The 20347-nt window shown below is 62.4% G+C and carries 15 protein-coding genes and 1 tRNA gene; 7 read left to right on the plus strand and 9 right to left on the minus strand.

Annotated features, from left to right (window positions below; all coding sequences use genetic code 11):
* Positions 1 to 4: 4 nt before the first annotated feature.
* Positions 5 to 889: a DUF2182 domain-containing protein gene (locus tag DCO57_RS13055; protein ID WP_116699351.1), complete on the minus strand. Its 885-nt coding sequence runs from the start codon at positions 887 to 889 to the stop codon at positions 5 to 7.
* Positions 890 to 1062: 173 nt separating this feature from the next.
* Here DCO57_RS13055 and DCO57_RS13060 point away from each other — a divergent pair, with 173 nt between their 5' ends.
* The 3 genes from DCO57_RS13060 to DCO57_RS13065 all read left to right on the plus strand — a co-directional run bounded on the left by DCO57_RS13060 (position 1063) and on the right by DCO57_RS13065 (position 3431).
* Positions 1063 to 1794, plus strand: coding sequence for a GntR family transcriptional regulator (locus DCO57_RS13060; RefSeq protein ID WP_116699352.1), 732 nt, complete (start codon positions 1063 to 1065; stop codon positions 1792 to 1794).
* A 254-nt stretch (positions 1795 to 2048) separates the two neighbouring features.
* On the plus strand, positions 2049 to 2195 hold the full coding sequence (locus DCO57_RS23535) for a hypothetical protein (protein WP_165814734.1): 147 nt from the start codon (positions 2049 to 2051) through the stop codon (positions 2193 to 2195).
* A gap of 618 nt (positions 2196 to 2813) precedes the next feature.
* Entirely contained in the window at positions 2814 to 3431 is a 618-nt protein-coding gene (locus DCO57_RS13065; RefSeq protein WP_244287937.1) for an exonuclease domain-containing protein, read from the plus strand.
* Between the two features lie 49 nt (positions 3432 to 3480).
* Here the strand turns inward: DCO57_RS13065 and DCO57_RS13070 are convergent.
* Positions 3481 to 3557, minus strand: a tRNA-Arg gene (locus DCO57_RS13070).
* Positions 3558 to 3911: 354 nt separating this feature from the next.
* Here DCO57_RS13070 and DCO57_RS13075 point away from each other — a divergent pair.
* Together DCO57_RS13075 and DCO57_RS13080 are read left to right on the plus strand one after the other, a co-directional pair.
* Complete coding sequence (locus DCO57_RS13075) at positions 3912 to 4778, plus strand: hypothetical protein (protein ID WP_133192669.1); 867 nt, start codon at positions 3912 to 3914, stop codon at positions 4776 to 4778.
* Positions 4771 to 6399: a M48 family metalloprotease gene (locus tag DCO57_RS13080; protein WP_244287938.1), complete on the plus strand. Its 1629-nt coding sequence runs from the start codon at positions 4771 to 4773 to the stop codon at positions 6397 to 6399. Before DCO57_RS13075 ends, DCO57_RS13080 begins: the two co-directional genes overlap by 8 nt.
* Positions 6400 to 6450: 51 nt before the next feature.
* Here the strand turns inward: DCO57_RS13080 and DCO57_RS13085 are convergent, their stop codons facing one another.
* From DCO57_RS13085 to DCO57_RS13105, 5 genes are all read right to left on the minus strand, one after another.
* Positions 6451 to 7317, minus strand: coding sequence for an RNA polymerase factor sigma-32 (locus tag DCO57_RS13085; RefSeq protein ID WP_116699456.1), 867 nt, complete (start codon positions 7315 to 7317; stop codon positions 6451 to 6453).
* A 433-nt stretch (positions 7318 to 7750) separates the two neighbouring features.
* The gene (locus tag DCO57_RS13090; RefSeq protein ID WP_116699355.1) at positions 7751 to 8356 is read right to left on the minus strand and encodes a CarD family transcriptional regulator; all 606 of its coding nucleotides are present in this window, start codon (positions 8354 to 8356) and stop codon (positions 7751 to 7753) included.
* 455 nt (positions 8357 to 8811) lie between these two features.
* Positions 8812 to 9144, minus strand: a complete 333-nt coding sequence (gene fdxA / locus DCO57_RS13095) for a ferredoxin FdxA (RefSeq protein ID WP_116699356.1) — start codon at positions 9142 to 9144, stop codon at positions 8812 to 8814.
* A gap of 238 nt (positions 9145 to 9382) precedes the next feature.
* Positions 9383 to 9745 carry an RNA-binding S4 domain-containing protein gene (locus DCO57_RS13100; RefSeq protein WP_244287943.1) on the minus strand — a complete coding sequence of 121 codons (363 nt, stop codon included), beginning with the start codon at positions 9743 to 9745 and terminating at the stop codon, positions 9383 to 9385.
* 35 nt (positions 9746 to 9780) lie between these two features.
* Positions 9781 to 13017: a helicase-related protein gene (locus tag DCO57_RS13105; RefSeq protein ID WP_116699358.1), complete on the minus strand. Its 3237-nt coding sequence runs from the start codon at positions 13015 to 13017 to the stop codon at positions 9781 to 9783.
* Between the two features lie 794 nt (positions 13018 to 13811).
* Here DCO57_RS13105 and pyc point away from each other — a divergent pair.
* Positions 13812 to 17255, plus strand: a complete 3444-nt coding sequence (gene pyc, locus DCO57_RS13110) for a pyruvate carboxylase (protein ID WP_116699359.1) — start codon at positions 13812 to 13814, stop codon at positions 17253 to 17255.
* A 58-nt stretch (positions 17256 to 17313) separates the two neighbouring features.
* Here the strand turns inward: pyc and DCO57_RS13115 are convergent, their stop codons facing one another.
* Positions 17314 to 18069, minus strand: coding sequence for a glutamine amidotransferase (locus DCO57_RS13115; protein ID WP_116699360.1), 756 nt, complete (start codon positions 18067 to 18069; stop codon positions 17314 to 17316).
* Between the two features lie 93 nt (positions 18070 to 18162).
* A complete protein-coding gene (locus DCO57_RS13120; RefSeq protein WP_116699361.1) occupies positions 18163 to 18639 on the minus strand; it encodes a TerB family tellurite resistance protein in 477 nt (158 codons plus the stop codon).
* 410 nt (positions 18640 to 19049) lie between these two features.
* Between DCO57_RS13120 and DCO57_RS13125 the strand changes: the two genes are divergently transcribed.
* On the plus strand, positions 19050 to 20312 hold the full coding sequence (locus tag DCO57_RS13125; protein WP_116699362.1) for an imelysin family protein: 1263 nt from the start codon (positions 19050 to 19052) through the stop codon (positions 20310 to 20312).
* Positions 20313 to 20347: the final 35 nt, after the last annotated feature.

The raw sequence follows: 20347 nt of genomic DNA on the forward strand, positions 1-20347 counted from the left end.
TGCGTCAGTTTGGCAGGAATGGCAGGACAATCACGGTTGTGCCTGCAAGTATGAGGAAGACACCGAGCGGCGCGTTTATTTTCGCGCCGATTTCCGGCAGTTTTTCGAGGGTCATCAGCACCATGGCGAAGGCCATGATCGCGAGATTCATGGTGCCCGCGACGAAGGCCAGCAGCATGAGCGCCCAGCAGCAGCCGAGACAGACCGACCCGAGCCGCAGGCCGAGCCTGTAGGCGCCGGGGCTGCCCGGCTGCCAGTGGGTGAGGAAGAACGCCATCGGGCTCTGGCAGGCTTTCAGGCAGGCGGCCTTCAGCGCGCTGAACTGATAGAGCCCGGCGGCGGCAAGCAGGGCGCCGCTGAACAGATGGGAGGTCGACCGGCCGAGCGGATCGATCAGGCCAAGGGAGGCCAGGCGGACCTGAAGAAGGGCGGCGGCGACGGAAAATCCCAGCCAGACGGTGAGATAGCCTGCAACCAGAACGGCCAGGGAAAACCCGCTGGCGGCCGCCGTATGGGTCAGATCCGCATAGGTGCGGAAAGCCGGGAAAGCCGTGGGGGCCATCATTGCCAGGGACATCAGCACCCACATCAGAACGCTGGTGCCATAGCCGGTGGCGGCGACCGTGTTCGAGCATAGCCACAGAAGCGCGCCGAGGCCCGACCGGTTTGCAAAAGCCCCGTCCGGCGGAAAGGCCTGCATGGCGAAGAGCGCGCTCCAGGCTGTCAGAACAGCGGCAAAAAACAGCAACGCCAGTGCCCCGCGGCCCGGCAGCAACCGTGCAAGTGTCCTCACCTCGTCCTCCCCGGACCGGCCGTTCCCGGCGCCCTGGGCGCCTGTGGCCGGTCCCGCAGATTTGCGCCTGCCGCCGTCGGCGTCCGGGCGCGTCATGCCTTGTTGTGCCAACGCTGCTCCGGCAACGGATAAAAGTCAAACATTTAATTGTCAGACATTTATACCTTTGCGATTGACCCCGCCCTGGCCGGTGACTAATTTCGACGGGTTTCCGGAAGGTCCGCTGGTCTTGCGGGGAATAACCGGACGGGCGGCAACTGGAGTGCACTGTGGCGATCGAGTTCAACACGATTCAGAAAGAGGGTCTGTCGGTTCAGATCGCCAACGCCATCCGCAACGCCATCCTGGACGGACGACTCACGGGCGAGGAGCGGCTGCCGAGCGAGGCGGAACTGGCGGAACGCTTCGGCGTTTCCAGATCCACGGTCCGCGAAGCGCTGAAACGGCTCGCGGCACAGAACCTGATCCGCAGCGAGCGCGGGTCTGCGGGCGGTGCCTTCGTCAACCGGATCACCTGGTCCGAGGCGACGGACAATCTGGTCACCACCACCCGGCTCCTGATCGGGATGAACGATATTCCGCTGGAGGATGCGATCGAGGCGCGGTTCGCGCTGGAATCCGCCGCCCTGCCGCTTGCCGCGGCGCATCGCACCGATGCCCAGCTTGGCGACCTGCGGGCGGAAATCAGCCGTCAGCGCGATCCGCTGACCAGCGACGAGGCGTTTTGCGCCTCGGATGTCACCTTTCATTCGGTGATCGCCGGGGCGACGGCAAATCCGCTGCTGGCATTCCAGCTTTCCGCCGCCTTCGAAGCCATGCAGCCGCTGATGAACATGCTGGTCTACCGTCTTCGCGACCGGGAGCGGATCGCCGACTTTCACGAGGCCCTGGCAGCGGCGCTCGAGGCGCATGACAGTGCCGCGGCATCGGTGAGTCTCGAGGCCCTGTCGGCCTATACAAGAGAACTGGCCGCCCAGCGCCGCAAGCCCAAGAGCGACTGAGCGGCTTCACCGCGTGCCGCCGTGCCGGGGATCCTCGGCGTGGAATTGCGTCAGGACTCTGAGTGATACGGCCCTTTTCCCTGCACTTCCCCTGCGTGCCTTCAGCACCGGATGTCGAATCGGAGGACCGTGCGATGCACGTTTTGCGGGTGTTTCGCAGGTGCGGCATACCCTTTCGTTGCGTTTTGTCCGCCTAAAGTATAATATAGACAAAAGTCGAATGCCGATTCGATGATTTCAGAGGAGTGATCACGATGAAGTACTGGAGCCTCGCCGTCGTAGCACTGGTGATTGTGGGCGTTGCCGCAGTCCGGCATGTGAATCCCAACCATGAACTGGCCGGTGCGACCACCAGTTCGGGCGTTCCCGTCACCACGCTGCATACGCCGGTCACGCCGTAAAACGGGCCGGACCGGACGGGCCGCGCACAGGGGCCCGCGGCGGACGCTGTGCGACTGAAGAAAATCCAATTCAGTTTGCCGGTGGCAGCGCGTCAGCGGAAGGCTTTGTCGGTGGCATCCGCCCAGCGGGTTCCGCGAATGAGATCTCATTCCTGCCAAAAGCAGCCTGACATCCCTTGACTGTGCACTGAACCGTAACCGCTGGGAAGATCTCCCTGAAATCGCTTGCGGGAGTATTGATCCGGCCTGTGGTGACGGTACCATTGCACCCTGGTCGTTCAGCCATGACACGGCTCTCCTGCGGCAGATCGATCGCCGTGAGAGCGACGACATGAATTTCTTCATTTACGTCCCCTCAGGCGCTGCCGCTGCTGAAACCTGAGACGCAAGATTACGTCCCGACGCTTGACCCGTCAGTTTACGATGCCGGCGGCACGCATTTTCTGAAGCGGAGCTTTGCACAGATCGGCGAAATCGATTTTATTTGTTGCGGCCGGCTGACGGAGCGTTCCAGGTCGATGGCAGATCTTCTCGGCCGTCCGGGATTGTCTGTTGCGCAGCGAACGGCGTATGAACGCAGGCGGGAGCGCATTTGCGCAGCAGGGAAAGGACGTGTCTGTGTTCACTGATCAAGGCGCCGGAAGGCCGCCGCCGACGGGGCCGTTTCGCTTCCTTGCCTTGGATGTTGAAACGGCAAACAACGAGCGCGCCTCGATTTGCCAGGTGGGGCTTGCCTGTGTCGGCAGGGACGGATCGATTGCTACCTGGTCGACCTTCGTCGATCCATGCACGTCGGTCTGGACATGTACCTGGGTCCACGGCATCTGCGAAGAAACGGTGCGCGGTGCCCCCCGGTTTCCGGAGGTGCTCTCGGTGCTTACGCGGGTGGTTGCAGGGCATACTGTTTTCCAGCACAGCAGCTTTGACCGCAGCGCGGTCAATGCGGCCTGCGCGCAGCATGGCTGTTTCGCCCCGGACTGGCACTGGCGTGACAGTGTCACTGTTGCCCGCCGGGCGTGGCCGGAGCTGAAGGGAAACGGCGGCCATGGCCTGAAGTCGCTCAAGAACCATCTGGGTCTCCAATTCAGGCATCATGACGGGGAAGAGGACGCGCGTGCAGCCGCGGAGGTTGTGCTTCTGGCAGAGGCGGAGACACAATTGAGTTTTGAAGTCCTTGCGGGACAAGCCAGTCGCAAGCTTTCAAACGCTGGCGCACGATCCAGCCGACGCGGCTGAGTGCAAAGTCACAAGTGACCCGTCACGATTTGCATGGACTCTGGAAAAATGGTGACCCCGACTGGATTCGAACCAGTGACCCTCAGATTAGGAATCTGATGCTCTATCCTGCTGAGCTACGGGGCCCCGAAGCGGTCGATTAGCACGATTTGTTTCTCTTTGCGACCCCTCAGGCACAGGGAGACAAAGAAAGCTGTCGCGCGGGGCGGGGCGGCCGGAAGTGCTTTTTTCGGGCGTGTCTTCGGCTTGCCTTAATCGCTGCTTAGCAGTCTTTCCTGAAACGGCTCTTTTCTGCTGCCGCGCGGAACGATGTCTCCGCGCCGGCGTTTCCGGTCTGCAGGGTTTCCCGGCGGACCGATTGCGGGTCAGGGAAGAGCCAGCCAACCAGTTTGCGTGTCGTGAGTGCACGGCAGGCAGGTTGAATTCGCGGATCGGTTGAGAGGGCAGCGGGTGTCGAGCGGGCGCTTGGGCAACGGAACGATGGATGGTAATGGCGGTGGCTGCGGGCGGATGATCTTTCGCCGGCTCGTCTGCCTTGCCGGAGCCTTGCTCGCGGCCCGGTCCGCCCTGGCGACGGAGGCCGATCCGCAGATGCTTGCGCGGGCCGCCCATGAAACATGCGTCCCGGCGGACGCCGTTCCCGTGAAGATCGAAGGGCCGGCGGAAGAGGGGGTCTATGTCGATCCGGCAGGGCAGCGCTATTTTGCCAGCGACCTCTATTTTCCGGCCTCCGGACCGGACCCGGAGGAGGAGGCGGCGGATGTGACGGCCGCCGATGCCGGCCCGGTTCTCGAAGCGGTGCCGCTCGGTCCGCCGAACCGCTGGGGCCTGATACCGGCCTGGATCGTCGTGAGAAACGGGGACGAAGGACAGATGCTGCAGGCTGCCCGGCTCATGGACGGGGCGGCGGTCTTCGCGCCCGAGCGGGCGGACAGCGCCTGTGCCGGCCTGCTGCGGCTGGCGGAAACGGCGGCGCGCCGAGAACAGCGCGGCCTTTGGGGAGACAAGACGGCCGCGCCTGTCTATTCTGCCGCAAGGCCGGGCCTGCTTGAAGAGAAGACCGGAGACTATGTGATCGTCAGGGGGCGCGTTGTTTCCCTTGGAAAAACGGAAAGCACCCGCTATCTGAATTTCGGAAAATACTGGAAAACGGACTTTACGGTCACGCTGAAGACCTCCGATGAGGCTATCTTCGACGCGACCCTCGGCCGTTCGGGCCGGCCGGTGGCGGATCTGGCGGGAAAGTTCGTCGAGCTGCGTGGTTTCATTCAGACGCGGGACGGCCCGCATATGGCGCTTCGTCATCCGGAGCAACTGGTGGTACTGGAGCATCCCGCGCTTGACTGAGCAAGGACGAGGGCGTCTCAAGATTTTGAAATCGATCAACTTTTCCGCTTTCATGCAAAGGGCGTGGAAGCGGGACGATCCCGAAGCAAAAGGGCAGGACGTGGCGGCCAGGACCGGAACCGAATTCCGTCAGCTGTCTCTCGTCGGGACGCGGAAAACCGCCGGCCGCCGGGGTGTGTACCTGTGGCTGCGAACCGCCGTGGCCTGCGGTCTGGCGCTTGCCGTGACCTCCTGTCAGCTGCTGGGCGACGGTGCCACCGTGGGGTCGGTGGTGCCAGGCACCCTGCGCCCCAATCTTGCCAACGATATCGGCGAGCGCGAACATCCGCGCGTGGTGGCCACCTATGGCGGCGTTTACAACGATCCGGGCGCGGAGCGGGCCGTTGCCAGCGTGGTCGGCCGTCTTGTGGCCGCCTCGGAAGATCCCTCGCAAAGCTACAAGATCACCATCCTAAATTCCCCGGCGATCAACGCCTTTGCCCTGCCTGGTGGGTATCTCTATGTGACGCGCGGACTGCTGGCGCTTGCGAACGACACGTCGGAAGTCGCGGCGGTGCTCTCCCACGAGATGGCGCATGTGACCGCCAATCACGCGATCAAGCGCCAGAAGAGGGCGGAAGCCAGGCAGCTGGCGAACAGGATCCTCACCGACGTGGTTCAGGATTCCGAGGAAGCCCGCAAGGCGATCATTTCCTCGCAGCTGTCCTTTGCCCGATTCAGTCAGGTGCAGGAACTGGAAGCGGACGCGATCGGCGTCAAGACCCTCGCCAAGGCGGGCTTCGACCCCTATGCGGCGGCCAGGTTCCTGCGCTCGATGGCGGCTTTCGCGCGCTATCAGTCGGCGGACAAGTCCGCGTCCCCCGCTCCGGACTTCCTGTCCTCGCATCCCTCGACGCCGGAACGGCTGCAGATCGCCGTCCGCTCCGCCCGCCAGATCGGCGCGCCGGGGATCGGCGAGCGCGACAGGGACCGTTATCTCAGCCAGATCGACGGCATGCTGTTCGGCGACGATCCGCTGGAAGGATTCGTGCGCGGCCGCTCGTTCCTGCACAAGGCGCTGGGCATCGGGTTCACGGTTCCCGCGGGCTATATTCTTGAGAACTCGCCGGAAGCGGTGCTTGCCAGCAACGGCGACGGCACGGCGATCCGCTTCGACGGGGCCGATGTCAGCGGCTATACGGACCTGGTGGACTACATGAAGTCGGGCTGGATCAACGGGCTGCTGCCGGAAAGCGTCCGCCAGACCACCATCAACGGCTTGCCCGGAGTGACCGGCGCGGCGATCACCCAGGGCTGGTCGTTCCGCATCGCGGTGCTGCGTATCGGCCGGACCGGTTACCGGTTCATTTTCGCCAGCCGCTCGCCGAATGACACCTTCGACAATGATTTCCGCGAAACGATCGAGAGTTTCTCGCAACTGACCCCGACGGAACGGGCGCGGCTGCGGTCTCTGCGGATCAAGGTGGTCAAGACCAGGGCCGGGGACACGCCGCGCAAACTGGCGATCGGCATGAGTGGCGTCGAGCCGTCGCGGCGTCTGGAGTTCTTCTCGATCCTGAACGATCTGGCGCCGGACAAGCCGATTCCGGCGGGAACGGCGGTCAAGCTGGTGGTCGACTAGGACCTGAGCGCGGATCCTCCGCGCCCCTTCACGGGGTTCCGTCCAAGTGGATCAGAATGCGCTGTAGACAGCCTGGTCCGGCTGGGCGGCCAGCAAGGCGGACTTGAGCTTTTCCATTGCCCGGCTTTCGATCTGGCGGACCCGTTCCTTGGAAATGCCGAGTTTCGTGCCGAGTGCCTCCAGTGTGGCGCCTTCTTCCGACAGGCGCCGCTCGCGGACGATCTTCAGTTCCCGTTCGCTCAGGACTTCAAGGGCCGAGGAAAGCCAGCGGTGGCGCCGTTCCGTGTCAATGTTTCCGGTGACGATCTCGTCAGGCAGGGGCGCATCCGAGACGAGGAAGTCCTGCCGGTCGGCGCTTGAGCCGTCGCTGTCGGTGATCGGCGCGTTCAGGGAGGTGTCCGGTCCGGACAGGCGTGCATTCATCAGGGCCACATCGGACTGCTTGACGCCGATGGCATCGGCGATCTTGCGATGCAGTTCGCTGTCGGTGAGCGGGGTCTGGCTGCTGGAGAGTTTCGCCCGCAGCCTGCGCAGGTTGAAGAACAGCGCCTTCTGGGTGGAGGAGGTCCCGCCGCGCACGATCGACCAGTTGCGCAGGATGTAGTCCTGGATCGAGGCCCGGATCCACCATGTGGCATAGGTGGAGAACCGCACTTCCCGTTCCGGTTCGAACCGGGCGGCGGCTTCCAGCAGTCCGACATGGCCTTCCTGGATCAGGTCGCCCAGAGGCAGGCCGAAATTCCGGAAGCGCGAGGCAACCGCGATCACCAGGCGCATGTGGGAGAGGGACAGCTTCTCGAGCGCCTTTTCATCCCGGTCGTCCCGCCATCGGAAGGCGAGCTCCAGTTCCTCTTCGCGGGTGAGATAGGGGGCCTTCATGGCCGCCCGCACGAGCTGTCGTTTTTCGCTAAAGGACATGACCGGCACTCCGATATGTTATCGGGGGGATTACGTGGCTTCAGTCAGCCTAGATCACTTCCGCCGGCCTTTGGGGCGGAAATTGTGCACTTCTGCGTGATATCTGCGTGGCCGCGTGGTCCGGAACGCGGCTGAAAGGAAAAGGGGCCGGCCCTCAGACCGACGGCCAACCCCCGGCGCTGTCCTTCCACACAAGGACAGCGTGGCTGCGCGCTGATCCGCAATCCGGCGCATATGGCGCGGGAAAGTGGACACCGAACCCGAACAAGCGATTGAAATCATTATATTCAAGGTGAGGCGCGGCGCGGAAGATATTCGGTTTCCGGGTCGGCACCCGACGTGCCTCGCAATGTCCTGATAGGCATTGCTCGCAAACGAAAGGGGCCCGGATTTCTCCGGACCCCTCATCATTTCTTCAAGGCGGAAACCGCGATCAGGCAGCTTCTTCCTTGCTGGCGTCCTGTTCGGCCGCTTCTGCTTCTGCTTCCGCCTCGGCAGCTGCGGCTGCCTTCAGGCGGCTCGGAGATTTTGCCAGGTTCTGCTCGATCTGCTTGACCGCCTCGGTTTCAGAACACTTGTTCACGGCTGCGATTTCGCGCGCCATGCGGTCGAGGGCCGCTTCATAGAGCTGACGTTCGGAATAGGACTGTTCCGGCTGGGTGTCGGACCGGAAAAGATCGCGGACAACTTCGGAGATCGAGTTCAGATCGCCGGAGTTGATTTTCGCTTCATATTCCTGCGCACGGCGGCTCCACATGGTCCGCTTGACGCGCGGACGGCCCCGTACGGTTTCGAGCGCCTTCTTGACCGCGGCGGGATCGCCGAGCTTGCGCATGCCGACGGACGCGATCTTGGCGACCGGGACACGCAGGGTCATCTTGTCCTGTTCGAAAACGATGACGAGCAACTCCAAAGTGTGACCCGCGACGCTCTGTTCTTCAATAGCGGTAATCTGGCCGACACCGTGGGACGGATAAACAATGTACTCGCCGGTTTTGAAACCTTGACGCTGCGCGGTCTTTTTGGGGTTCGTTGCCATATTTGTATTCTCTCCTGCGCAGTTGATCGGTCCGGTCAGGACCGGTGACGGACCGCGATGCGGTCCCCTGTTTTTGTGACACGCACCCTGTCGAAGCGATCCGAAGTGGAACGCCTGTGGATGTGCGGCGTGTCAGGGCTGGTCAGTCGTCAATTTCCACTCTAGAACCTTGTTCAGTCATACGACCTGCCGGGATCCTACGCTGTCCGGTAACACTGGCCCGGGACGCGTTTGAAAGACTCCGTTTAGGGGGTTGTTCTCGTGGTTGGCGACTATCCCCTGAAACATAACATACTTTTGTGGAAAATTAAAGTGTTGCGCTTTTCTGGTGCGCAAAGGGCACAGACCATCCGTGCGAGCCGGTGAGTCAGGTGCCTGAATAAATTCGCTAAATCGCTGCGTTCCCCGGGTACCGCCCGGCCTGTGTCAGGCCGCGGCGAAACAACATGGGCGAATCACTTGGGAGGTTCAGGCGAGAAATACTCTTCGAGCTTGTTTTTCTTGCCGTCAAACTCTTCGGCTTCCGGAAGAGCGTCTTTCTTCTCGGTAATGTTCGGCCATTTTTCGGAGTATTCGGCGTTCAGTTCGACCCATTTTTCCAGGCCTGGCTCGGTGTCCGGCAGAATGGCCTCGGCCGGGCACTCCGGCTCACAGACACCGCAGTCGATGCATTCGTCCGGATTAATGACAAGCATGTTCTCGCCTTCGTAGAAGCAATCCACGGGACAGACTTCAACACAGTCGGTGTATTTGCATTTGATGCAGTTGTCTGTGACGACGTAGGTCATCGGTATCCTCATTCGGTGCCGGTTCCGGCGGGACAGGGTGGGAGGCCCTGCTCCGGTCCGGCGGTTCCTGGCAGGCCTGTTCGCCTTGCACGGGCAGCTCTCACGGGAGCCGCAGCGTTAAAAATCTTGCTGCTGTTGGGTATCGTTTTTGGCATCTGCGCGCAAGCGTACAGGATGCCGCAATCCGCGACGATATGAGAAAGTTATTCTGTTTTGCAGCCGTTTGACGGATTTTGCCTCAATTGTCGCTGCGAAAGGCATCGATCTTGCGCCTGTCGCGCTTGGTCGGACGGCCGGCGCCAGCTTCCCGCAGGGCCGGCTGCGCGGGAGTGACCTGCCTGGGCGGCGGTGGCGGAGACAGGTCCTCGTAGAGCTTGCGAGCTTCCTCGAAGGGGCCGCGGCGGGTGCCGAGGGCGGCCACCTTCAGCACCAGGACCCGTCTGTCCTGGGCAATGGTGAGGACGTCGCCGACGCGGACGGTCTTGCTGGGGGTTGTGATCTTGTCGCCGTTGGCCCTGACATGCCTGGAGGAGATCAGTTTCTGGGCAAGGGAGCGGGACTTGGTGACCCTGGCGTACCAGAGCCACTTGTCTATGCGCAGGCTGCCACCGGCAGCATCTGGAACGGGCGCAGGAATTATTTCTTGTCCTTGTTGTCCATATTCGCCTTCAACGCCAGCAGCGCTGCGAAGGGAGAATTGGGATCGATCGGCTTGTCCCTGGGGGGCTTGTCGCGGCGGTTGCCACCGTCAGGCCCTTTCGGGCCACCGGGCTGACCGCCCCGGTTGCGGTTGGGGCCGCCCTTGCCATGGCGCTTTTCCCCGGGGCCAGCGTTCTTCGGCGGCTGTCCCTTGCGCTCGCCGCCCCGGCGCTGGTCCTGGCGGCCGCGCGGACGGCGGTCGTGGCGGCCGGGCCGCCAGATCTCGATGGTGACCGTTTCCATTTCGGGCGCCGCCTCGGCAGGCTCGGATGATGTCGCGGCGTCGGCCGCTTCCGTTCCCGTTTCCGCCGCAGCTTCCACGGAGGGAGCGCCGGATGTTTCCGCCGTCTCCGCCGCAGTCCCGGCAGGTGCCGCTTCTCCGGCAGACGCGGATGGGGTCGTCTCGGCGGCCGTGTCCGTTGCAGGTTCAGCGTTCGCTTCGGTTGTCGCGGGTTCGGATGTCCCGGACTCCGTCGTTTCCGGTGCGGTTGCCTCCGGCCCGGGTGTCTCCGGCTCGGCGGGCTCCTGTTCGGTGCTTGTCGCGCCGGTCTGTTCAACAGCTTCTGCGGTTTCTTCGCCGGCCGGTGCGGCCTGCGTTTCTTCATCCGGTGCGGCGGGGGCTTCCTGTGCAGGTGCATCCGAGGCCGGCTCCGCAGAGGTGGCCTTTTTCTCGTCCGCGGCCGGTTTCGCAGTCACCGGGCGCTGAATTTCCTTGGTCTCCACCCTGTAGCCGAGGGATTTGAGCACGGCGGTGAAATCCTCGCCGGCGCAGCCGAGCAGGGACGTCATGGCGACGGTCACCGTGAAACCGCCGCCCTGGGCGATGGCGCCTTCCGGCGGGCTCACATCCGCATCCAGCGGCTTCCAGGCGATCAGCGGCCGGATGAGATCGGCCAGGCGTTCCAGAATGTCGACGCGAACGGCTCTCGGACCGCAGACGCGGAAACCGACAACCTTGTAGAGCGCCTTGTCGATGGTTTCGTCGACCGGAATGGACGTGCGGCCGGATGCGGACAGCTGCGGCAGCTCGGCCATGCCGTTCATGTCCAGCGAGCCGTGCTTGAGCGCCCAGAGCTGGGCAAGAAGCTGGCTTGGTGCCGGTTTCAGCAGGGCCGGCACGAAAATCGTATAGGCCCCGAACCGTACGCCGTGCTTGCGCAGGGAGGCGCGCATGTCCTGGTCGAGCTGGCGGATTTCGTCGGAGGCGTCCTGGCGCTCGAGAATACCGAGGCCCTCGACGATCCGGAAGGCGATGCCCCGCGCCAAGCCTTCGAGGCCTTCGCCGGTCTTCAGGTCGGCCAGGGGTTTCAGCAGAGTGTCGATCTGTGCCTTGATCCACAGGTCCAGGCGGGCCTGCACCGCGTCGCGGGCCGGGCCCGTCAGGTGTTCGTCGGCCAGCAGCAGGACCGTCGGGGACAGCACGTCCTCACCGGCGACAAGCTTGGCGACCGGTTCGCCGCGCCAGCGGATCGCCCCTTCCGACGTCAGCACGAAGTCGCTGTTCTCGGACTTGTCCAGCTTTTCCGCGCGGGATTCGATCTCGGTCGTCAGGGCCTTCTGCGCGGTAGCGCGGACGGTCTTGCCGTCGGGGCCTTCGGCCGCCGAATCGGGGGCAAACCGGAAGCCAAGCAGATTTCCGATGTGCTGACCTTCAACGAGCACATCACCGCTCGATGTAATTTCCGCTTCCAGCATTGCGTTCTCTCTCAGACGTCGCATCAATACACTTGTTCGCCGATCCACGAACCGCTGGGTCAGCCGTTCGTGAAGGGCGTCGGACAATTTGTCCTCTATGCCGCTTGTCTCTCCCTGCCAGTAGGCCGGATCGGCCAGCCAGTCAGGGCGATTGGCGACATAGGTCCACGTCCGGATATGGGCAATCCGGTTCGCGAGAGTGTCGATATCACCATCTGTGCGGTCTGCGAAGGCCAATTGACGTTTAAACCAGTCGTCGGCGATCGCGTTGTCCTGCATCAAATGCGTGTAAATCGTGTTCAGCAGGTCCGCATGGTTCGCCGGGGCTATCTTGCGATAGTCGGGGATCTGACACACGTCCCATAACAATTCGACCGCATTTCCCCCTTTTGCCATGTCGGATATTGCGGAATCGCGCAATAAATGTTCAAGGGCGGTGATGTCGTCACCGGTCGGCGTTCTCGCAAGACCGTCTTCCTTGGGCACGACATCGAGGCTTCGGCGCAGGGCCGCGGTCGATGAAAAATCCAGCGCACTGTTGCGCCATTGCAGCACTTTCAGGCTGTCGAAGTGGTGACTTTCGATCTGTTCGACCAGATCGTCGCTCAGCGGATCGACGCGTCCGGTCACGCCGAAGGTGCCGTCGCGCGTGTGCCGGCCGGCGCGTCCGGCGATCTGCCCCATCTCCGATGCGGTGAGCTGGCGGTACTGGTAACCGTCGTATTTGCGGTTGCCGGCGAAGGCGATGTGCTGGAGATCCAGGTTCAGGCCCATGCCGATGGCGTCGGTGGCGACCAGGTGGTCGACATCGCCGTTCTGGAACAGCTCGACCTGGGCATTGCGGGTGCGCGGGCTCAGGGAACCCAGAACGACGGCCGCGCCGCCGCGCTGGCGGCGGAGCAGTTCGGCGATGGAATAGACCTCGTCGGAGGAGAAGGCGACCACGGCGGAGCGGGCCGGCAATCGCGACACCTTTTTCGAACCGGCATATTCCAGGACCGACATGCGCGGCCGCGTGACCACATTGAGACCCGGGATCAGCCGCTCCAGCAGCGGGCGGATGGTGGCCGCGCCCAGCAGCAGCGTTTCGGAGCGGCCGCGCAGGTTCAGGATACGGTCGGTGAAGACATGGCCGCGATCCAGGTTCCCGGCGAGCTGCACCTCGTCGATGGCGACGAATTCCGTGTTCAGGTCGAGCGGCATGGCCTCGACCGTCGAAACCCAGAAGCGCGGATTCTTCGGAATGATCTTCTCTTCGCCGGTGATCAGCGCCACCGCGTCCGGGCCGGCGCGTTCGGCGACGCGGCCGTAGACCTCGCGCGCCAGCAGCCGCAGCGGCAGCCCGATCAGGCCGGACGACTGCGCCAGCATGCGCTCGATGGCGAGGTGGGTTTTCCCGGTGTTGGTCGGTCCCAGGACCGCAGTCACGGTGCGGGACCGGGCCGTACGCGGCAGCGGCAAGGTTTGAGGACGGGGCATGGAAATAGTTGTGACCGGTTTTCTTGGGGCGCGTCGCCTATATCTGGTGCGGGGTGTCTACCACAGGCGGGCGGGACGTGTCCCCATTCTTTTCCGGCGCAGGTGGGGATTCTTCGGGGTGGAAATTAGTTGTGGAGAACGACTCTGGAACAAACCGGAACCGAATCGGCTACTTCGGGGGATTCAGGATTTGTTCCCTACGAGATGTGGTTCGAAGCCGGTCAGGGGCCACGAAATCGTGAATCCGGTCAAGGGTTTGAGTCATGAACGTGATTTGCCGGCTTCGTCCGCGCAAATGCTGTCAAGAATTAATTTCCGGATAATTGCGAGATCGGCACGAGACGCGGTGGCGTTAACATCCGGACACAGGGAGAACGAAAGGCGCCCGAATCGCTGTTGCGAGGGTGTTTTCGCTCTGTTCTCACAACATCTGGTAGGATGACCCCGGCGTCCCCCGTAGAGCGGCCTGCCTGCGGGCCTTGTGCGGCGATGGACGGACGGAAGCGTAAAGCGGAATGTCCCGAAATGACCCGGGCGGCGCATGCGGTGTTTTTCCGCTCAGGTCGGGACCGAGCCGGCATTTTTGTTGCGCCGCAAATTTTTTGAAAAATGAGCTGCTGCCGGAACTTGGAAGAAATAACCTTTCATTTTCCAATAGTTACCGGAGCAGGTGCAAAAAAAATTCCTGAGCTGGGAAAGGGACACGGTTTCTTCCTCTTTTCAATCGCACCCGACCAAAGTAGAAATCTTGCTGAAACAGGCTTCATTCTTGCTTGATATTAGGGAGAGAGCGTTTGGCGATAACGAAGATTCTCGTTGCAAACAGGTCCGAAATCGCGATCCGGGTTTTCAGGGCGGCCAATGAGCTTGGCCTGAAGACGGTGGCGATCTATGCCGAACAGGACAAGCTGGCGCTGCACCGGTTCAAGTCGGACGAGGCGTATCAGGTCGGCAAGGGTCTCGGCCCGATCGAAGCCTATCTGGCCATCGACGAGATTATCCGTGTCGCCAAGCTGTCCGGCGCCGATGCGATCCATCCGGGCTACGGCCTGCTGTCGGAAAGTCCGGAGTTCGTGGATGCCTGCGAAGAGGCGGGCATCATCTTCATCGGGCCGAAGTCCGAAACCATGCGCCGTCTCGGCAACAAGATCGCCGCCCGCAATCTGGCGCTCGAGGCCGGCGTGCCGGTGATGCCGGCCACCGAACCGCTGCCCGACGACATGGGCGAGATCAAGCGGCAGGCCGCCGAAGTCGGTTATCCGGTGATGCTGAAGGCGTCCTGGGGCGGCGGCGGACGCGGCATGCGGGTGATCCCGGATGAAGCGACTCTGGAAAAGGAAGTTCTGGCGGCCAAGCGCGAAGCCATGGCGGCCTTCGGCAAGGACGAGATCTATCTGGAAAAACTGGTGCAGCGCGCGCGCCACGTGGAAGTGCAGATCCTCGGGGACGGCCAGGGGGGGCTCGTTCACCTGTTCGAACGGGACTGTTCCATCCAGCGTCGCCACCAGAAGGTGGTGGAGCGCGCGCCGGCGCCCTATCTCCCCGACGACAAACGGGCCGAACTGTGCGCATACGGCCTGAAGATCGGCAAGGCGGTGAACTACCGCGGCGCGGGCACGGTCGAATTCCTCATGGATGCCGATACGGGCGCCGTCTATTTCATCGAGGTCAATCCGCGCGTCCAGGTGGAGCATACGGTGACCGAGGAAGTCACCGGCATCGATATCGTCCAGGCGCAGATCAAGATCGCCGAGGGGGCGCGGATCGGCACGCCGGAAAGCGGCGTCCCCGATCAGGAGGACATCCATCTCAACGGCCACGCCCTGCAGTGCCGCATCACGACCGAGGATCCGGACCAGAATTTCATTCCCGACTACGGCCGCATCACCGCCTATCGCGGCGCCACCGGCTTCGGTATCCGTCTGGACGGGGGCACGGCCTATTCCGGCGCGGTGATCACACGTTTCTACGATCCGCTGCTGGAAAAGGTCACTGCCTGGGCGCCGACCGCGGAAGACGCGCGCAAGCGCATGGACCGTGCCCTGCGCGAATTCCGCATCCGCGGCGTGGCGACCAATCTGGTGTTTCTGGAAAACATCATCGGCCACCCGGATTTCAAGGCCAACGACTATACGACCCGGTTCATCGACGATACGCCGGCCCTGTTCCAGCAGACCCGGCGCCAGGACCGGGCCACCAAGCTGCTGACCTATATCGCGGATGTGTCGGTCAACGGCCATCCGGAAACCAAGAACCGGGCGCGGCCGCCGAAGGACGTCGCCGCTCCGGTGGTTCCCGATTTCGGCGATGCGCAACCCGCCGGCACCCGGCAGCTGCTTGACGAGCTGGGACCGAAGGGGTTTGCCGACTGGATGGCCGGACAGAGCCGGACCCTGGTCACCGATACCACCATGCGCGACGCGCATCAGTCGCTGCTCGCCACGCGAATGCGCAGCCATGATATCGTCAATGTGGCGGAAGCCTATTCCGCCGGTCTGCCGACATTGTTCTCGCTGGAATGCTGGGGCGGGGCGACCTTCGACGTGGCCATGCGCTTCCTGACGGAAAGCCCGTGGGAGCGCCTGCACAAGATCCGCGAGAAGGCGCCGAACATCCTGCTTCAGATGCTGCTGCGCGGCTCGAACGGCGTCGGATACACCAATTACCCGGACAATGTGGTCCGTTTCTTCGTCTCCCAGGCGGCGGAAAACGGCGTCGATCTCTTCCGTGTCTTCGACTGTCTGAACTGGGTCGAGAACATGCGTGTGTCCATGGATGCGGTGCAGGAAGCCGGAAAGCTGTGCGAGGGTGTGCTGTGCTACACCGGCGACATGCTGGACAGCGCCCGGCCGAAATACGACCTGAAATACTATGTCGGGCTGGCAAAGGAGCTGGAAGCGGCCGGTGCGCATATTCTCGGCATCAAGGACATGGCCGGCCTGATGAAGCCGGAAGCCGCGAAAATCCTGATCAGGACGCTGAAGGAAGAGGTTCCCCTGCCGATCCACTTCCATACGCACGATACCTCCGGCATCGCGGCGGCGACCGTGCTGGCGGCTGTCGAGGCGGGAGCGGATGCGATCGACGCGGCAATGGATGCGCTGTCCGGCCTCACCTCCCAGCCGTGTCTGGGCTCCATCGTGGAAGCCCTGCGCGGCAGCGAACGGGATACGGGCCTCGACGCGAAGGTGATCCGCCAGATCTCCTTCTACTGGGAGGCGGTGCGCACCCAGTACCGGGCCTTCGAAAGCGATCTTCGCTTCGGTGCCTCCGAAGTCTATCTGCACGAGATGCCCGGCGGGCAGTTTACCAACCTCAAGGAACAGGCCCGGTCCCTCGGCCTGGAAACACGCTGGCACGAGGTGGCGCAGGCCTATGCGGACGTCAACATGATGTTCGGGGACATCGTCAAGGTGACGCCGTCGTCCAAGGTGGTCGGTGACATGGCGCTGATGATGGTCAGCCAGGGTCTCACGGTGGACGAGGTTCTGGATCCGGCCAAGGACGTGGCCTTCCCGGACAGCGTGGTGAACATGCTGCATGGGGATCTCGGCCAGTCTCCCGGCGGATGGCCGGAAGCCCTGCAGAAGAAGGTTCTGAAGGGAGAGGCGCCGATCACGGTCCGTCCCGGTTCTCTGCTGAAGCAGGCCGACCTGGACGCGGAGCGGCAGGCGGTGGCGGAGAAGACAGGGCGCGAGATCGACGATACCGAACTGGCCTCCTATCTGATGTATCCGAAGGTGTTCACGGATTTCGACAAGGCGCAGCAGCAGTACGGTCCGACGTCCGTCCTGCCGACGCCGGTCTATTTCTACGGCCTGGAGCAGGGTCAGGAGATCTTCGTCGACCTGGAGCCGGGCAAGACGCTGGTCCTGCGCTGTCAGGCCATCGGGGAGACGGACGAGAAGGGCGAAAAGAAGGTCTTCTTCGAACTCAACGGCCAGCCGCGCAGCGTCAAGGTTCCCGACCGGGCACATGGGGCTTCCGGTGTGGCGGCCATGCGCAAGGCGGAAGACGGCAATGCCGCCCATGTGGGTGCACCGATGCCGGGCGTGATCTCCACCGTTGCGATTGCCGCCGGGCAGGACGTGAAGGCCGGGGACGTGCTGGTCTCCATCGAGGCGATGAAGATGGAAACCGCGCTGCATGCGGAACGCGACGGCAAGGTCAAGGAAGTCCTGGTCTCGCCGGGGTCCCAGATCGACGCCAAGGACCTGCTGGTGGTGTTCGAAAGCTGAGCGGGGTCATTTCGATCGTGCGGGCCCCGTGGCCCGCACGATCGGCAACCGCACCGGCCTATTCGGCCGCCTTCAGCATGCCGTGCTGGACGGGGGCTTCCGCCGTGCCGATCCACAGATCCAGAAAGCGGTCAAGCCACTGGCGGACGGCCGGATCGTAAACGAAGCGGCCGGCGAAATGATCGCGGCGTTGCTGGGCGCCGGGAAGATCCATGCGCGGCGCGCCTCTGGTGGTCCAGCGGACCATCATCTGATGGGTGAGTTCCGGGTGGAACTGGATGCCATAGGCGCAGGGGCCGACGCGGATGGCCTGGTTGGGATAGACCGGCCCTTCCGCCAGAAGCTCCGCACCCCGTGGAAGGTCGAAACCTTCCCGGTGCCACTGATAGACCTTTTTCGGCCAGTCCATCAGGGACTTCCCCGCTGTGGTCGCCTTCAGCGGATAATAGCCGATTTCCACCAGGTCGTCGTGATGCCCGGCAACCCGGCCGCCGAGATGCTTGACCATCATCTGCGCACCGAGGCATATGCCGAGAAAGGGTTTCTTCTCCTTGAGCGCAACGCCGATCCAGTCGATTTCCCTGAGCAGGAAGCCGTCGGGGTCGTTAGCGCTCATCGGGCCGCCGAAAATCACGGCACCGGCGTGATCATCCATCGTTTCCGGGAGCTTGTCGCCGAACCGGGGCTTGCGGATGTCGAGCGAGAAGCCGCGCTTCACCAGTTCCAGCCCGACACGGCCGGGTGAGGAATGCTCCTGGTGGAGGATGACCAGGACCCTGGGCCGGGGTCCCGTGTGATCAGTTTGGAAATGCATGTTCCCAATATGCTGCAGGCGAGAGCGAAAATCGAGTCCTCTTGCCGGCGAACTGCGTGCAAAAGAATGCAACGGTCGATTAAAATCGAGGCGTTATTCGACTTCGCCCGCTTCCGGCGCGGTCTTGGCTACCTTGTGGCGGAGGGTCATCCGGTCCCGTGTGGAAACGCCGAGAAGTTCGGCCACTCGCCAGATGGTATTGTCCTCGAATTCATGGACCTGGCCGTCCGCGTAGACGATTTCCCACATCATCTCGACAATGGCGAGACGCTCGGCTTCGTCGGTCGTGCGCTTGAGAATCGAGGTGAAGCCGTAAAGGTCCACCGCTTCCTCGTCGCGCTGTCTGGCGATGTCGATGAGTTCGGTGGTTTCCTTGTCCGTCAGTTCGTAGCGCTGCTGCAGGATCTCGCGGAGCTTCGCGCTCTCGCTCTCCTCGATCACACCATCGATATCGATCAGATGAAACAGCAAAGCCGCCGCTGCCAGACGCTTGTCATCCTCAGCGAAGGTTTTCTCTCCGCTGTCTCCAAATGTCAGTTCGCGAACAAAGCTTTTCAGCGCATCGAGCATTTCTGTCGTCCTTGTTTTCCGGCTGCGCCCCCGGCAGCCTGGAGCATTCCGCTTTCCCGAATTTGAAGCAAAGATGCTCCGCCCCTCCTATTCGCTTCAACACATTGGCTTTCGCGCGGTTCCGTATCGAAGCAGACCGGTGCAAATAGACATAATAAACTTTCTTTAGCATCAAAGAGTTGATGACGACTTTAAATGAATGACATGGGAATTGAATCCGGCATTTGACAGTCATGTTTTTTGAATCGTTCTAAAGTATTGATTTTTTTTGAGTTTTAACTTGACTTTCAGCCTCATAAAATGGTTTCACCGGTCCCTGCAAAGCGCTTTCGGCGCGCCGATATCATTCAGTTTTCGCCTGCGGAATATCCGTTTTCGATCGCAGGCGGCATAGAAATTGGGATGGAAAAATGAATTCCTTCAAGCTTGGCCTTCTGGCCGCCACCGCCCTCTTCGTCACCCCTGCACTGGCTGCCGCTCCTGCGGACATCCTGTCCACCTACGGGGATATCGCCCAGGCGGCCTATGAGGACTCCCTGGAAAGCGCGAAGACGCTGAAATCCGCTATCGACGCTCTGGTCGCGGAGCCGAGCGAAGCCAATCTGCAGGCCGCCCGTGCCGCATGGGTCGAAGCTCGCAACCCCTACCAGCAGACCGAGGCCTACCGGTTCGGCAATGCCATTGTCGACGATTGGGAAGGCAAGGTGAATGCCTGGCCGCTCGACGAGGGCCTGATCGATTATGTCGATGCTTCCTACGGTGAAGACTCCGAGGAAAATGCTTTCTACGCGGCGAATGTCATCGCCAATCCGAGCCTGAAGGTGGGCGGCGAAACGATCGATGCCACGGTGATCACCGCTGAACTGCTTGCCGACACCCTTCAGGAAGCCGGAGAAGTGGAAGCCAACGTGGCGACCGGTTACCATGCCATCGAATTCCTTCTGTGGGGCCAGGACCTGAACGGCACTGATGCGGGTGCAGGCAGCCGTCCGGCCACCGATTTCGATCCGGAGAACTGCACGGGCGGCAATTGCGAGCGCCGTGTCCAGTATCTCCAGGCAGCGACCGATCTCCTGATTTCCGATCTGGAAGAAATGACGGCGGCCTGGGCGCCGGGCGGTGCCGCCCGTGAGGACCTTGCTGCAAAAGGTGATGAAGGCGGTCTGGCGACGATCCTGACCGGCATGGGATCTCTTTCCTATGGTGAACTGGCCGGTGAACGCATCAAGCTCGGCCTGATGCTGCATGATCCGGAGGAAGAGCACGACTGCTTCTCCGACAATACGCACATGTCCCACTACAATGACGTGGTCGGCATCCGGAATGTCTATTTCGGCGAATACAAGAGCCCGCTGGGCAACGATGTGTCGGGCGCCTCGCTGGCCGACATGGTCGCGGAGAAGGATCCGGCTCTGGCCGAAGAAATGAAGGCGAAGCTGGATGCCACTCTGGCGGCTTTCGAGGCCATGAAGGCTCGCGCGGAAGCCGGCGAAGCCTATGACCAGATGATCGGCGAAGGCAACGACGAGGGCAATGCGGTCGTTCAGGCCGCCGTCGACGCCCTGGTGGACCAGACTGCTTCAATTGAACGCGTTGTCAAAGTGCTTGAGCTGCACGACATTGCCTTCGAAGGATCCGACAGCCTGGACAATCCGACAGCCGTCTTCGAATAGGACAGACTAAAGGCCGGGAGAGTTCCTCATCTCTC

Origin of the sequence: Labrenzia sp. 011 (assembly GCF_003075075.1) — a bacterium.
In the GTDB taxonomy this organism is placed as follows: Bacteria; Pseudomonadota; Alphaproteobacteria; order Rhizobiales; family Stappiaceae; genus Roseibium.

Bases quoted from the DNA above. Each gene is read 5' to 3' on its own strand.
- DCO57_RS13055 (WP_116699351.1), bottom strand. From the start codon at position 889: ATGACGCGCCCGGACGCCGACGGCGGCAGGCGCAAATCTGCGGGACCG.
- DCO57_RS23535 (WP_165814734.1), top strand. From the start codon at position 2,049: ATGAAGTACTGGAGCCTCGCCGTCGTAGCACTGGTGATTGTGGGCGTT.
- DCO57_RS13075 (WP_133192669.1), top strand. From the start codon at position 3,912: ATGGATGGTAATGGCGGTGGCTGCGGGCGGATGATCTTTCGCCGGCTC.
- DCO57_RS13085 (WP_116699456.1), bottom strand. From the start codon at position 7,317: ATGTCCTTTAGCGAAAAACGACAGCTCGTGCGGGCGGCCATGAAGGCC.
- DCO57_RS13090 (WP_116699355.1), bottom strand. From the start codon at position 8,356: ATGGCAACGAACCCCAAAAAGACCGCGCAGCGTCAAGGTTTCAAAACC.
- fdxA (WP_116699356.1), bottom strand. From the start codon at position 9,144: ATGACCTACGTCGTCACAGACAACTGCATCAAATGCAAATACACCGAC.
- DCO57_RS13105 (WP_116699358.1), bottom strand. From the start codon at position 13,017: ATGCCCCGTCCTCAAACCTTGCCGCTGCCGCGTACGGCCCGGTCCCGC.
- DCO57_RS13115 (WP_116699360.1), bottom strand. From the start codon at position 18,069: ATGCATTTCCAAACTGATCACACGGGACCCCGGCCCAGGGTCCTGGTC.
- DCO57_RS13120 (WP_116699361.1), bottom strand. From the start codon at position 18,639: ATGCTCGATGCGCTGAAAAGCTTTGTTCGCGAACTGACATTTGGAGAC.
- DCO57_RS13125 (WP_116699362.1), top strand. From the start codon at position 19,050: ATGAATTCCTTCAAGCTTGGCCTTCTGGCCGCCACCGCCCTCTTCGTC.